We start from the raw sequence: 13338 nt of genomic DNA on the forward strand, positions 1-13338 counted from the left end.
CGATGACGAGGACGCGCTGGCTGGGATTGATCGGCGGCCTCGTCGTCTTTGGCATCATGCTCCTGCTCCCCGCACCCGCGGGCATGGAGCCGACCGCCTGGCATGTCGCGGCGCTGACGGTGCTGATGGCGGTGTGGTGGATGACCGAGGCGCTGCCGCTCACCGTCACAGCGCTCCTTCCTTTCCTAACGGTCCCCGCGTTCGGGGTGATGGATGCCAATGCGATCGCAAAGGAATATTATTCGCCGATCCTCTTCCTGATCCTCGGCGGCGCCTTCCTCGCGCTCGCGATCGAGCGCGTCGGGCTGCACCGGCGTCTCGCGCTCGCTCTGCTCAAGCGCGCCGCGCCCACCGCGACCGGCCTGCTCTTCGCCTTCATGGCGGCCACCGCGCTGCTCAGCATGTTCATCTCGAACACCTCGACCACGCTGATCATGATCCCGATCGCGCTGGCGGTCGTTCGCGCGGGCGGCGTGCGGGACGGGGAGACTGACGGCTTCGCGGGCGCTGTGATGATGGGCATCGCCTTCGCCGCCTCGCTCGGCGGGCTCGGTACGCTCGTCGGCAGTCCGACCAATGCGATCGCCGCCGGACTGATCGAAAAGGCGCTCGATCTGCGGATCTCCTTTCTGGACTGGGCGATCTATGGCGTTCCGGTCGTGCTGCTATCGGTGCCCGTCGCGATGTTCGCCGTCGCACGCGTCCAGCGGCTCGCCGACCATCCGTTCGACGGCCGCGCCGCCGCATCGGCGCTCGGCAACCAGGCGATCTGGTCGACCGCCGAGCGCCGCGTCATCCCGATCTTCCTCCTCGTCCTCGGCGCGTGGATCGCGCAGCCCTGGCTCGAACCGATGCTACCCGACGGCGCGCTGACCGACGGCACGATCGCCGTTGCGGGAAGCCTGTTGCTGTTCGTCCTGCCCGACGGCACCGGCCGCCCGCTGCTGCTGTGGAAAGAAGCCGACCGCGCGCCTTGGGGCGTCATCATGATGTTCGGCGGCGGGCTGGCGCTTGCCGCCGCGATCACCGCCAGCGGTCTCGCGGCATGGCTGGGCGCGGTGCTCGCCCCGCTCGGCGACATCCCGACAATCCTGCTCGCCGCGATCATCGTTGCGCTCACCATCCTGATCACCGAATTTGCGAGCAATGTTGCGACCGCGAGCGGGATCATGCCGGTACTCGCGGCGCTCATCGCCGCGACCGGTGCGGACCCAATCCTGCTCGCTTTGCCCGTCGCGATGGCGGCAAGCTGGGGCTTCATGCTGCCGTCGGGCACCGGGCCCAATGCGCTCGCCTGGGCGACGGGCCATATCGCGCTGCCGCGCATATTGAAGGCCGGGCTCGCGCTCGACATCGTCGGCGTGCCGCTGCTCATCGGCGTCATCTGGTCCATCGCGCTGCTCGGATAACCCGCGCAATATAGTTTCAAACGAAACTTGGCGCGTTATAAGGGCTGCAACATTCAAGGAGCATCTCATGGCCATGCGCGGCAAACCCAAGACGAAAAGCAAGAAAATCGGCGATCGCGAACTCAGCCCCGCCACGCTGATGATGGGGCTCGGCTATGACCCGGTGCTCTCCGAAGGCTCGCTGAAGCCGCCGATTTTCCTGACCTCGACCTTCGCGTTCGAAAGCGCGGCGGCGGGCAAGCGTTTCTTCGAGCATATCACGGGCAAGCGCGAAGGGCCGGCCGACGGCCTCGTCTATTCGCGCTTCAACGGCCCGAACCAGGAAATCCTTGAGGACCGGCTTGCGGTCTGGGACGGCGCCGACGACAGCCTTGTCTTTTCGAGCGGCATGTCGGCCATCGCCACATTGCTCCTCGCGCTGGTGAATCAGAACGACGTGATCGTCCACTCGGGCCCGCTCTATGCTGCCACGGAGTCGCTGATCGCGCGCATCCTGTCGCGCTTCGGCGTGAGCTTCGTCGACTTCCCCGCCGGCGCGACGCGCGAGGAAATCGACACGATCCTCGCGCGCGCGCAAACGCTCGCCGACGAAAAGGGCGGCAAGGTCGCGCTCGTCTATCTCGAAAGCCCGGCGAACCCGACCAACGCACTCGTCGATGTCGAGGCCGTCCGCGCCGCGCGTGACGCCGCCTTCACAGACGAACAGAAACCCGCGATCGCGATCGACAACACATTCCTCGGCCCGCTGTGGCAGCAGCCGCTGAAACAGGGCGCCGAACTCGTCATCTACAGCCTCACCAAATATGCCGGCGGCCATTCGGACCTCGTCGCGGGCGGGGTGTCGGGCGACCAGCGCCTGCTCGACATGATCCGTCCGATGCGCAACACGATCGGGACGATCTGCGACCCCAATACGGCGTGGATGTTGCTGCGCAGCCTCGAAACGCTCGAACTCAGAATGACCCGCGCGGGCGAAAATGCGCTGAAGGTCTGCACTTTCCTCCGCGATCACCCAAAGGTTGAAGGACTGGGCTATCTGGGTTTCATCACCGACCCGCGCCAGAAGGATATCTTCGACCGCCATTGCACCGGCGCCGGATCGACCTTCTCGCTCTTCATCAAGGGCGGTGAAGAAGAAAGCTTCCGTTTCCTCGATGAGCTCAAGATCGCGAAGCTCGCGGTCAGCCTCGGCGGCACCGAAACGCTCGCGAGCCATCCCGCCGCGATGACGCATCTGTCGGTCCCCGACGAACGCAAGAAGGCGCTCGGCATCACCGACAATCTGGTGCGCATATCGGTCGGGATCGAGGATCCCGACGACCTGATCGCCGACTTTGCGCAGGCGCTCGACGCGGTCTAACGACCGCGGCGCGCGCGCCAGTCGACGACCTGCCAGCCCATTTTCGGCGCGAGAAGTTTCAACCCCCGCGACGGCGTCGTCGCGACCGCTTCGTCGGCGAAGTGCAGCATCGGATGGTCGGAAACATGGTCCGAATAAGCGCGGACATGCGCCGCCTCGCGCGTGATCTCGTTGGCGGCAAGCCAGTCCGAGATGCGCGCGAACTTCGCTTCGCCATAGCAATTGTCGCCCGCCAGCCGCGCGTGGATATGATCGGCGCCGTCGGGTTCGTCGAGCTGGGTCGCGAGCACATCGTCGATCGCGAGCCGTCGCGCGATCGCATCGACGTAGAGATGGAACGAAGCCGTCGCGAGCAGCAACCGATACCCCGCCGCGCGGTCTGCTGCGATCTGCTCGAGCGCGGCCGGATGCAGCCCGCGCTCGACCACCCGGTCGGCGTAACTTTCAGCGAGCGGCGCGATTTCCGCGCGCGTGAAACGCCGCCCGACGAGCAGCCGGAGGTTGATGGCCTTCAGCCGCGACCGGTCGATCAGCCGCAGCGACCAGGCGGCACCCGCCAGCCCGACGAGCGGCAGAAAGAGCAATCGCCATTGCTGGCGCCGCCGTGCAACATGAATGAGGAAACCGCTGTAAGTCCCTGAACGCGTTATCGTCCGGTCCATGTCATACATGGCAATGCGATGTGCATAGTCTGGGACCTGAGTGGCAAGCGGATCATCCATCCCTCTTCTTTAGTAGAGGGACGTGGCACCGCCAAGACATCGCAAGCTGCACCATGGATTCGCTTGCCGTGGTCGGGCAAATAAGACAATGTCGCCCGCACGATGGTGGCCAGGGCGGATTTCGAACATAGCGACGGAGCGAATGGCGCCGAAGTCCGCTTCACAGGCCGGCTGACGCTCGCCCGTCTGGGCGACGTGCCCGCGCGGCTCGACGCACTCGGCCCGATCGCGACGATCGACCTGTCGGCGATCGACCGGATCGACACGGTCGGCGCATGGATCGTGACCCGCGCCGCCAAGGAACATGGCTCGAAAGTCGTCGGCGCGAGCGCCGAGGCCGAGCGCCTGCTCGAAGCGCTCGCCAGCGACAAGAGCGAATATCGCATCCACCGCGACCGCCGCCCCGCCTGGATGCGGATGCTCGAACAGGTCGGTACCGCGAGCGTCGCGATCTGGAACGAACTGCTCGGCATCGTCGGTTTTTTCGGCGCGATGATCGTCGCGATCGGCAATCAAATTCGCGCGCGCCGGCGCCTGCGCTGGAACGCCATCGTGACCCGTTTTCAGACCGTCGGCGTTGACGCCCTCCCCATCATCGGGCTGATGAGCTTCCTGATCGGAATCGTCATCGCACAGCAGGGCGCGGTGCAGCTCGAACAATTCGGGCTCGAGGTTTTCACGATCAATCTCGTCGGCCGCGCCTCGATCCGCGAACTCGGGCTGCTGATGACCGCCATCATGGTCGCGGGCCGCTCGGGATCGGCCTTCGCGGCGCAGATCGGCACGATGAAGCTGACCGAAGAGGTCGATGCGATGCGCACGATCGGCGTGTCGCCGATGGAGGCGATCGTGCTGCCGCGCGTTGCCGCCTCGACAATCACCATGCCGTTGCTTGGCTTTTATGCCAGCCTGTGCGCGATCGCCGGGGGCGGCGCCTTTGTCTGGATCGGGCTCGACATCCCGCCGCTCACCTATATCCAGCGTCTGCGCGAAATCATTCCGATGACCGATTTCTGGATCATGCTGATCAAGGCGCCGGTGTTCGGCATCCTGATCGGTGTGACTGGCTGCTATGAGGGCATGCAGGTGCGCCAGAACGCCGAGGAAGTCGGCCAGCGCACGACCTCGGCGGTGGTCGCCGCGATTTTTCTCGTCATCGTTCTCGACGCCCTTTTCGCGGTCTTCTTTTCGACGCTCGGGTGGAATTGATGGCCGAAGAGACCGACATCGAAATCCGTGAGGAACTCGCCGCCGCCGACGCGGTGCGGCCCGAAAAATTCGAGCGCGCCATCTGTATCCGCGGCCTCAAGAACCAGTTCGGCGATGCGGTGATCCACGACGGGCTCGACCTCGACGTGCGGTCGGGAGAGATCCTCGGCGTCGTCGGCGGTTCAGGAACGGGCAAGTCGGTGTTGATGCGTTCGATCATTGGGCTGCAAACGCCGGCGGCCGGCGAAATCGAAGTCTATGGCAAGACGCTCGACACGATCGCCGATGAAGAGGAATCGCGCGACCTGCGCCGGCGTTGGGGCGTGATGTTCCAGGGCGGCGCGCTTTTTTCGACGCTGAGCGTCGCCGAGAATATCCAGGTGCCGCTGCGCGAATATTATCCGCGGCTCGACAAGCGGCTGCTCGACGAGATTGCCGCCTACAAGGTCGAGATGGTAGGGTTGCCACCCGATGCAGGGCCCAAATATCCCGCCGAGCTTTCGGGCGGGATGGTGAAGCGCGCCGGCCTCGCCCGCGCGCTCGCGCTCGATCCGGCGCTGCTCTTTCTCGACGAGCCCACAGCGGGCCTTGATCCGATCGGCGCCGCGAAGTTCGACGAGCTCATTCGCGAACTGGCCGACACGATGGGTCTCACCGTCTTCCTTATCACCCACGATCTCGACACGCTTTATGCGACCTGCGACCGCGTCGCGGTGCTCGCGGAAAAGAAGGTGATCGCGGTCGGCACCATCCCCGAACTGCTTGCCACCGAGCATCCGTGGATACAGGATTATTTCAATGGGCCCCGCGGCCGCGCGGCCGCGGGCGGGAACCAAACCGCGCGAGCGCAATAGGAACAGCTATGGAAACACGCTCGAACAATGTCCTCGTCGGCGCCTTTGTCCTCTTTTTCACGGCGGCGCTAGCGGTCTTTGTCGTGTGGCTTGCCAACGACAGCGGCGGCGCTAAGCGCGAATATGACATATTTTTCAAACAGTCGGTCGACGGGCTGAACAAGGGCGCACAGGTACAATTTTCCGGCGTGCCGTCGGGACAGGTGCGCGAGATCGCCTTGTGGCCCGACGATCCGCAGTTCGTGCGCGTGCGGATCGAGGTGAACGAAGGCGTCCCGGTGCTGCAAGGCACGACTGCCGCGCTCGAGGGCGTCGGCTTCACCGGCGTGTCGCAGATATCTCTCGACGGCGCGGTCAAGGGCGCGCCGCCCATCACCGACAAGGGCCCCGCGGGCAAGCCGGTGATCCCGACGCGCGTCGGTGGGCTCGGCGAACTGCTCAACACGGCACCGCAGTTGCTTCAGCGCCTCTCGACGCTCAGCGAGCGTCTCGCCGAGCTGGCGGACGACAAGAATCAGGAAAGCTTCGCAAATATCCTGAATAATGTCGAAGCGACGACCGCGACGCTGGCGCGCAACGGCCCGGCGCTCGAACGCGCGCTTGCCGACACGCGGATCGCGATCCAGCAGGCCGGGCAGGCCGCCGAGCAGATCGGCAGTCTCGCAGCGGCGACGCAAGGAACGATCGACCGAAATGTCGATCCCGCGATGCGCAATTTGCGTGACACGCTCGCCTCCGCGAACGAGTCCATGAAGACCCTTGAGGGCGCGATCGGCGATGCGCGGCCTGGTCTCAAGACCTTCAGCGAAACGACGATCCCCGAAGCCAATGCGTTGATCCGCGACCTCCGCCGCACGTCCACCTCGCTGTCGAGCCTGACCGACAAGCTCGACCAGCAGGGCGCCGGCGCGGTGATCAGCGGCAGCAAGCTCCCCGATTACAAGGAATGAAGACCGCCATGATTCGTCGCCTCCGCACTCCGCTGCTCGCCATGCTCGGCGCGGCAACGCTTTCGGCCTGCTTCAGCCTCGGCGGTAAGCCGCCACCCTTCCTGCTGACGCTCGACCCCGACGCGGCGCCCGCTGTGGGAACGGCGCGCACGGCCGCCGAAGCATCGACGCTGACGATCCTGATTCCGACCGCCCCGCAAAAGTTGCGCACGACGCGCATCCCCGTGCAGCAGGACGACACGAGCGTGGCCTACGTGAAGGACGCGCAATGGGTCGAGGCGCCATCGCGCCTGTTCCAGCGGCTGGTGTCCGAGACCGTCGCCGCGCGCACGTCGCGCGTCGTGCTCGACGAGGGGCAATATCTGACCGCGCCGGGCGAGCAGCTCGCCGGGCAACTCATGGAATTCGGCGTCGATGCACGATCGAACGAAGCCGTCGTCGCCTACCAAGCGATGCTCGTGGCGGCGGGTGGCAAGACGGTCACGCAGCGCCGCTTCGAGGTGCGCGAGCCGATCGGCGGCAAGGTGGAAGCCAGACCCGTCGGCGAGGCGCTGACCCGCGCCGCGAACAAGGTCGCCGTGGACGTCGCGGGATGGCTCGCCGAATAGGAATCGTTCCGCGAGCCATATCCATTTCGATTACCCCTGAGGTAATCGCTTAGCCCTATTCGTCGCCCTATCGTCCCCCCATCGCATCGACAGGAGGATGAATGCACAGGCGCGAAATCATGTCATTGGCAGGCCTTTTCGCGGCAGGAGCATTTTTGCCGCCCGCCCGCGCTCTCGCCGCAGCCCCGCAGGCGAGGCGACCGGCCGAGAGTTTCGTCGCCGCCAGGGACGGGACGTCGCTGTTCGTCCGCGACTGGGGCGCAGGTCGGCCCGTCCTGTTCCTGTCGGGCTGGGCGCTGCCATCCGATTTCTGGGGTTATCAGATGCTTGGCGTCACGCGGAAGGGCTATCGCGCGATCGCCTATGACCGGCGCGGGCACGGCCGCTCGGCCGATCCGGGCCGCGGCTACGACCATGACACGCTCGCCGACGATCTGGCGGCGGTCATCGACGGACTGGAGCTCGACGGCGTGACCGTCGTCGCGCATTCGATGGGCGGCACCGAGGTCGCGCGTTATTTCGCGCGGCACGGCGGGCGAGGTATCGCGCGCGTGGTGCTTGTCGGCACGATCACGCCCTGCCTGATGAAGCGCGCCGACAATCCCGGCGGCGTCGATCCGGTGACGCTCGCCGCGGGGGCCGACCTGCTCGCGCGCGATTTCCCGGCATGGATCGCCGCCAACACCAAGCCCTTCTTCACGCCCGAGACCTCGGCAGCGATGGTGACATGGGGTCAGGCGATGATGATGTCGACCTCGCTGCTGGCGGCGGCGCAGCTGGCGCAGGCGAATTTCGCTACCGATTTCCGAGCCGATGTGCGGCGGATCGACGTTCCGGCGCTGATCATTCACGGCGACCGCGATGCCTCGGCGCCCTTGGCGCTGACGGCCAGGGCGACCGCGGCCCTGATTCCGCAGGCGACGCTCAGCCTCTATGACCAAGCGCCTCACGGGCTGCCGCTGACGCATGTCGAGCGGCTGAACGCCGATCTGCTCGCCTTTCTCGCGAGCGCCTGAGGCGCTTGCCATCGCGCCGACATCGACCTAGGAGCGCCGCCACGACACTCCCAAGTCGATGCGCGCAGCCTCTTTCGGGTTTCCGGCTGCGCCCATTCCTTCGAGCCCGGAAATTCGAAGGAAATCAAAAATGGGGTGGCTCATCCTCGCAATCGCCGTCTTCACCGAAATCGTCTGGGCACTCAGCCTGAAATGGGCCGCAACGGCCGGGTCGTGGCAGGCGTCGCTCGTTCCGGTTTCGCTCAGTTTCCTGAACATGGCGCTGCTCGCCTTCGCGATGCGCGAAATATCCGCGGGAACGGCCTATGCGATCTGGACCGGGCTCGGCGCCATCGGCGTGATCATCGGCGGCATCATCCTGTTCGGCGAGAAGGTGAGCGCCGTGCAACTTGGCTTCATGGCGCTGATCGTCGTGGGCGTCGCCGGGACGAAGCTCTTCGCCCCCGCCTGACGGACACGCTCAACCGAGCAGGCTCTTCGACGCCTGCTCCATTACGTCGCGCGATAGCCCGGACTGCGCAAGGACGCGCTCCAGTTCGGCCTTCATCAGCGCCTGCCGGCCCTCGTCGAACCGCTTCCAGCGGCCGAGCGGCGGGATCATCTTCGCCGCGGTTTGCGGATTCTTTGGATCGAGCGCGATGACGAGGTCGGCGATCAGCCGGTAGCCCGCGCCGTCGGCCCGGTGGAACGCCGCCTGATTGCCCGTGAGCGCACCATAGAGCGAACGCACGCGATTGGGATTGGTCAACGTAAAGTCGGGATGCAGCGCAAGCTCCTTCACCGCGTCGACCGTGTCGGGACGCAGCGACCATGCCTGCACCTGGAACCATTTGTCGAGCACCAGCGGGTTGTCGCGATAGCGCTGATAGAAAATGTCGAGCGCCGCCACGCGCTCTTCGCTGTCGCCATGCGCCAGCGTCGCGAGCGCGGCCTGCCGTTCGGTCATCCCGTCGGCATCGGAGAAGACGCGAAACGCCAGCGCGGCGGCATCATCAAAACCTGCCGCCGCAAGATAAGCGAGCGCGACGCCGCGCAGACGTCGCGCGCCCTTCGCCCCGGGCGACAGGTCCGTCGCCGGCGGAGCACCGCCGGAGAGGATCGCACGCCACTCCCCTTCCAGCGCGGCGCCGATCGCGGCTTGCAATGCCAGTCGATCACGGCGGATCGCATCGGGGTCGACCGTCACCATCTGATCGCCGATAAAGGCTTCGCTGGGAAGCAGCACCGCCTCCGCAACGAAAGCAGGATCGCCGGTGCGGCCCGCCAGTGTCTGCGCCACGGCGTCGATCACCGCGTTGCGGCCGCCGCCCTTCCCCGACACCGCGGCGACGAGTGCGTCAAGCATCAACTGCTGCAACGCCTCATAGCGGGCGAACGGATCGTCGTCATTCGCGGCGAGCCAGGCAAGTTCGCCTTCTTCGCGCGCGAAATCGACGATCACTGGCGCCGAAAAACCGCGGTTGATCGAAAGCATCGGCCGGCTGGTATACCGACCGAGCGGCACCGCCATTTCGGCGCGGTCGAGCAGCAAGAGCTGCTCGCCCTCTTCGCCTTGGCCGCCGTCCGGATCATAGGCCTTGATGCGCAGCGGGATCAGCACCGGTGCCTTATCGGGCTGTCCCGGCGTCGGCGGCACAGCCTGCGCCAGATGGAGCATATAATCGCCGGTCGCCGCATCGGTGTCGATCCGCGCGGCAATCCGCGGCGTGCCCGCCTGCCCATACCACAGGCGAAACTGACCGAGATCGACTTGCGCGCCATCCTCGATCGCGCGCACAAAATCCTCGCACGTCGCCGCTTCGCCGTCGTGGCGTTCGAAATAAAGGTCGGTGCCCTTTCGGAACCGCTCCGGCCCCACCATCGTCGCCATCATCCGGATGATCTCGGCGCCCTTGTTATAGACAGTGGCGGTATAGAAGTTCGAGATTTCCTGATAGCTATCGGGGCGGATCGGGTGCGCGAGCGGCCCCGCATCCTCGGGAAATTGCGCGGCGCGAAGCAAGCGGACATCCTCGATCCGCTTGACCGCGAGCGAGCCCATGTCGGCCGAGAAATTCTGGTCGCGAAAGACGGTGAAGCCCTCTTTCAGGCTCAATTGGAACCAGTCGCGGCAGGTAACGCGGTTGCCCGACCAGTTGTGAAAATATTCGTGCGCGACAACGCCTTCGACGCCGTCATAATCGAGGTCGGTCGCGGTATCGGGATCGGCGAGGATGTAACGGGTGTTGAAGATGTTCAGCCCCTTGTTCTCCATCGCCCCCATGTTGAAATCGCCGACCGCGACGATGTTGAACAGGTCGAGGTCATATTCGCGGCCATAGACCTCCTCGTCCCATTTCATGCTGTTCCTGAGTGCGTCCATCGCGTGCCCGGTGCGCCCCTCGTCGCCCGCGCGCACCCAGATGCCGAGTTCGACTTTTCGCCCCGACATGGTCCTGAAGCTGTCGCGGTTGACGACAAGATCGCCCGCGACGAGCGCGAAGAGGTAGGAGGGTTTCGGCCATGGATCTTCCCACAAAGCCCAGTGCGTGCCGCCTTCCCCGTCACCCCGATCGACGCAATTGCCGTTCGAAAGCAGAATCGGGAAGGCCGCCTTGTCGCCCTCCATGCGAACCTTGTAGCGGCTGAGCACATCGGGCCGGTCGGGGTGGAAGGTGATGCGGCGAAAGCCCTCCGCCTCGCACTGGGTGCAAAGCATGCCGTTGGAGGCATAGAGCCCCATCAGCTGCGTATTGGCGGCCGGGTTGATGACGGTCTCGATTTCGACCATCGCTTCGGGCCGGTCGCCCAGATCGATCACGAGATCGGGCCCATCCATCCGCCAATCATTCCATCCCTCGCCATCGACGCGCACCGCCGCAGCGGTCAGCCCGTCACCGCGCAGCACCAGCGGCGCCGGCGCATCGACATGGCGCACGACGGACAGCGTCGACGCCACCCTCGTTTCATCGAGCCCCAGCGCAAAATCGAGCATGATGTCGGGAACCTGCCATTCGGGCGGGCGATAGTCGCCGCGGTGGATCGTGGCAGGAATGGCGGGCGTGGAGGAAGCATCGGTCATCTGTTCGATCTAGGCATGGCGCCGCCGACGCGCAATAAGGCGCGCGATGGCACAGATGCTGATTTTCGGAATGGGCTATGCCGCGAGCCACCTCGCTGGGCGCCTCCGCGCGCGCGGCTGGGAGGTGATCGGGACAACGCGGGACGGACGCGGCGGCACGACCGCATTTGGCGACGCGGCGGCGGTGCTCGCCGCGCTGCGGACATCGACGCATATCCTGTCGTCCGTGCCTCCCGCCGAAGGCGACGATCCGGTCCTCTCGCGCTATGGAGATGCCATCGCCATCGCGCCTGCCGCATGGACCGGCTATCTTTCGTCGACCGGCGTCTATGGCGATGCCGGAGGTGCATGGGTCGACGAAAGCGCGCCGGTCAAGGGCCGTCGGCCCGACCGCAATGCCGCCGATGCGGAATGGCGGGCACTACGCGGCGACGTTCGCGTTTTTCGTCTTCCCGGCATCTATGGCCCCGGCCGCTCGATTCTCGATCGCATCGCCGAAGGTCGCGCGCATCGCATCGCATCGCCCGACCAGGTCTTCAGCCGCATCCACATCGACGATATCGCCGGCGGCGTCATCGCGTCCTTCCGTGGGCCTGCAGGGGTATACAATCTCGCCGACGACGAGCCCTGCCACCAGAACCGCCTCGTCGAATGGGGCTGCGCAATGCTTGGTGCCCCGCTCCCACCGCTGCGATCACTGGACGAAGCCGGCCTGTCACCTGCCGCGCGCGCCTTCTACGCCGAGAACCGCCGCGTCGCGAACGGCAAGGCAAAGCGCCTGCTCGGCTGGACACCGCGCTATCCCAGCTTTCGCGAGGGGCTGGCGGCAGGCGCCTAGATCAGCACATCGACCGTGTGAATCAGCACGCCGACCAAGCCGCCGACCAGCGTGCCGTTGATACGGATATATTGAAGGTCATCGCCAACGGCATTCTCCAGCCGGTCGGTGATCGTATTCGCATCCCAGCCGCGGATCGTGTCGGACACCAGCTTGAGCGCAGTCTCGCCATAGCTGTCGACGATCCCCACGACGGCGCGGCGCGCATAACGATTCAGCGTGCGTTTGATCGCGGCATCCTCACCCAGCATCGCGCCGAACTGCGTGACCAGCTCGCCGATCCGGCCGGCGAGCATCGTGTCGGGGTTGCGCGCGGCCTTGAGCAGCGCGGTGCGGCCCTGTTCCCACAGGCCGTCGAGCCAGCGCTTGACCGCCTTGTTTTCGAGCAGTTCGTCGCGAACCCGCGCGACCTTCGCCTTCACTTCGGGGTCATGCTGCAGGTCGAGCGCCATCTTGGCGAGCCCTTCCTCGACGCGGATACGCAGCGGGTGCGTCTCGTCGACCGCCATTTCGCTCAAAAGCTTCGACAGTCCGGCGACGATGCGGTTGGAAATGCTTTCGTCGAGCCCGGTGAAACGCACGATCGCGTTCGAATTGTCGTGCACCATCTGGTGGATCAGATGCTCGTTGAGTTCGAGCGTCTTCGATCCCCATTTGACCATCGCGTCGAGCAGCGGCTGGTGCCGCCCCTCGGCAAGCGCCGCCTGCAAGGCCTGTCCGAGCAAGGGGGCGACGTCGAGTTCGCGCAGGCGATCGGCGATCGCCGACTTCACCATGCCGCCCAGCCGCTGCTGGTCGAGCGCGCCCAAACCGTCGGCGATGATCCGCGATGCGCCGAGCCGCAGCCGCCCGCCGCCCTCGCCCGGTTCCGACAGGAACTTGCCGACCGCGCCCGCGACGTCGACCGTTTGCATCTTGCGCGCGATCAGCCGCGGCAGCAGGAAATTCGTGAGCAGGAAACGCGCGAGCGTGTCGCCGATGCGGTTCTTGTTGCGCGGAACGATTGCGGTGTGCGGGATGGGCAGCCCCATCGGATGGCGAAACAGCGCCGTGACCGCGAACCAGTCGGCGAGCCCGCCGACCATCGCCGCCTCGGCGAAGGCGCGGACGAAACCGATCGCGGGATGGACATCCTGATAAGTTTTGGCGCCGACAAAGACGATCGCCATGACGACGAGCATTCCGGTCGCCACGACGCGAATGTTCGAGCCTCTTGCCGGTATGGAAACGCCAATCGGCCGGGCGGAAACGCTGTCGGTCATGCGAACCAAATGGCGAAAGCCGCCAAAGGTTGCAACCGGCGCGACGCGA

The 13338-nt window shown here is 65.6% G+C and carries 12 protein-coding genes; 9 read left to right on the top strand and 3 right to left on the bottom strand.

Translation table 11 applies throughout. The features are described 5' to 3' along the window. Positions 1–2: 2 nt before the first annotated feature. Positions 3–1409: an SLC13 family permease gene (locus tag VSX79_RS12565; RefSeq protein WP_326913516.1), complete on the top strand. Its 1407-nt coding sequence runs from the start codon at positions 3–5 to the stop codon at positions 1407–1409. Positions 1410–1476: 67 nt separating this feature from the next. Next, a complete protein-coding gene (locus VSX79_RS12570) occupies positions 1477–2769 on the top strand; it encodes a cystathionine gamma-synthase family protein (RefSeq protein ID WP_326913517.1) in 1293 nt (430 codons plus the stop codon). On the opposite strand, the gene VSX79_RS12575 is transcribed toward VSX79_RS12570, so the two are convergent. After that, a complete protein-coding gene (locus VSX79_RS12575) occupies positions 2766–3491 on the bottom strand; it encodes an HAD family hydrolase (protein WP_179494958.1) in 726 nt (241 codons plus the stop codon). The genes VSX79_RS12570 and VSX79_RS12575 overlap by 4 nt on opposite strands. A 102-nt stretch (positions 3492–3593) precedes the next feature. On the opposite strand from VSX79_RS12575, the gene VSX79_RS12580 reads away from it, so the two are divergent. The 6 genes from VSX79_RS12580 (at position 3594) to VSX79_RS12605 (ending at position 8579) form a co-directional block, all read left to right on the top strand. Further along, on the top strand, positions 3594–4700 hold the full coding sequence (locus tag VSX79_RS12580) for an ABC transporter permease (RefSeq protein WP_179494956.1): 1107 nt from the start codon (positions 3594–3596) through the stop codon (positions 4698–4700). Continuing rightward, complete coding sequence (locus tag VSX79_RS12585) at positions 4700–5554, top strand: ABC transporter ATP-binding protein (protein WP_179494954.1); 855 nt, start codon at positions 4700–4702, stop codon at positions 5552–5554. The genes VSX79_RS12580 and VSX79_RS12585 overlap by 1 nt, the downstream gene beginning before the upstream one ends. Positions 5555–5562: 8 nt before the next feature. Beyond that, positions 5563–6504, top strand: coding sequence for an MlaD family protein (locus VSX79_RS12590; protein ID WP_179494952.1), 942 nt, complete (start codon positions 5563–5565; stop codon positions 6502–6504). 8 nt (positions 6505–6512) lie between these two features. Beyond that, positions 6513–7112 (top strand): ABC-type transport auxiliary lipoprotein family protein, encoded by a 600-nt coding sequence (locus tag VSX79_RS12595; protein ID WP_179494950.1) that lies wholly within the window; start codon positions 6513–6515, stop codon positions 7110–7112. Between the two features lie 155 nt (positions 7113–7267). Then, positions 7268–8128: an alpha/beta fold hydrolase gene (locus VSX79_RS12600; RefSeq protein WP_257018047.1), complete on the top strand. Its 861-nt coding sequence runs from the start codon at positions 7268–7270 to the stop codon at positions 8126–8128. A gap of 130 nt (positions 8129–8258) precedes the next feature. Then, entirely contained in the window at positions 8259–8579 is a 321-nt protein-coding gene (locus VSX79_RS12605) for a DMT family transporter (protein ID WP_179494948.1), read from the top strand. Positions 8580–8588: 9 nt separating this feature from the next. On the opposite strand, the gene pepN is transcribed toward VSX79_RS12605, so the two are convergent. Continuing rightward, positions 8589–11189, bottom strand: coding sequence for an aminopeptidase N (gene pepN, locus VSX79_RS12610; protein WP_326913518.1), 2601 nt, complete (start codon positions 11187–11189; stop codon positions 8589–8591). Between the two features lie 46 nt (positions 11190–11235). On the opposite strand from pepN, the gene VSX79_RS12615 reads away from it, so the two are divergent. Beyond that, positions 11236–12027, top strand: a complete 792-nt coding sequence (locus VSX79_RS12615) for a Rossmann-fold NAD(P)-binding domain-containing protein (protein WP_326913519.1) — start codon at positions 11236–11238, stop codon at positions 12025–12027. Here the strand turns inward: VSX79_RS12615 and VSX79_RS12620 are convergent. Beyond that, positions 12024–13289 carry a DUF445 domain-containing protein gene (locus VSX79_RS12620; RefSeq protein WP_326913520.1) on the bottom strand — a complete coding sequence of 422 codons (1266 nt, stop codon included), beginning with the start codon at positions 13287–13289 and terminating at the stop codon, positions 12024–12026. The two genes, VSX79_RS12615 and VSX79_RS12620, sit on opposite strands and share 4 nt — an antisense overlap. Between the last annotated feature and the right edge of the window lie 49 nt (positions 13290–13338).

The sequence above is a fragment of the Sphingopyxis chilensis genome, from assembly GCF_035930445.1.
GTDB classification, from domain to species: Bacteria; Pseudomonadota; Alphaproteobacteria; order Sphingomonadales; family Sphingomonadaceae; genus Sphingopyxis; species Sphingopyxis chilensis.

Bases quoted from the DNA above. Each gene is read 5' to 3' on its own strand.
- VSX79_RS12620 (WP_326913520.1), bottom strand. From the start codon at position 13,289: ATGACCGACAGCGTTTCCGCCCGGCCGATTGGCGTTTCCATACCGGCA.
- VSX79_RS12615 (WP_326913519.1), top strand. From the start codon at position 11,236: ATGGCACAGATGCTGATTTTCGGAATGGGCTATGCCGCGAGCCACCTC.
- VSX79_RS12575 (WP_179494958.1), bottom strand. From the start codon at position 3,491: ATGGATGATCCGCTTGCCACTCAGGTCCCAGACTATGCACATCGCATT.
- VSX79_RS12605 (WP_179494948.1), top strand. From the start codon at position 8,259: ATGGGGTGGCTCATCCTCGCAATCGCCGTCTTCACCGAAATCGTCTGG.
- VSX79_RS12570 (WP_326913517.1), top strand. From the start codon at position 1,477: ATGGCCATGCGCGGCAAACCCAAGACGAAAAGCAAGAAAATCGGCGAT.
- pepN (WP_326913518.1), bottom strand. From the start codon at position 11,189: ATGACCGATGCTTCCTCCACGCCCGCCATTCCTGCCACGATCCACCGC.
- VSX79_RS12585 (WP_179494954.1), top strand. From the start codon at position 4,700: ATGGCCGAAGAGACCGACATCGAAATCCGTGAGGAACTCGCCGCCGCC.
- VSX79_RS12580 (WP_179494956.1), top strand. From the start codon at position 3,594: ATGGTGGCCAGGGCGGATTTCGAACATAGCGACGGAGCGAATGGCGCC.
- VSX79_RS12565 (WP_326913516.1), top strand. From the start codon at position 3: ATGACGAGGACGCGCTGGCTGGGATTGATCGGCGGCCTCGTCGTCTTT.
- VSX79_RS12595 (WP_179494950.1), top strand. From the start codon at position 6,513: ATGATTCGTCGCCTCCGCACTCCGCTGCTCGCCATGCTCGGCGCGGCA.
- VSX79_RS12590 (WP_179494952.1), top strand. From the start codon at position 5,563: ATGGAAACACGCTCGAACAATGTCCTCGTCGGCGCCTTTGTCCTCTTT.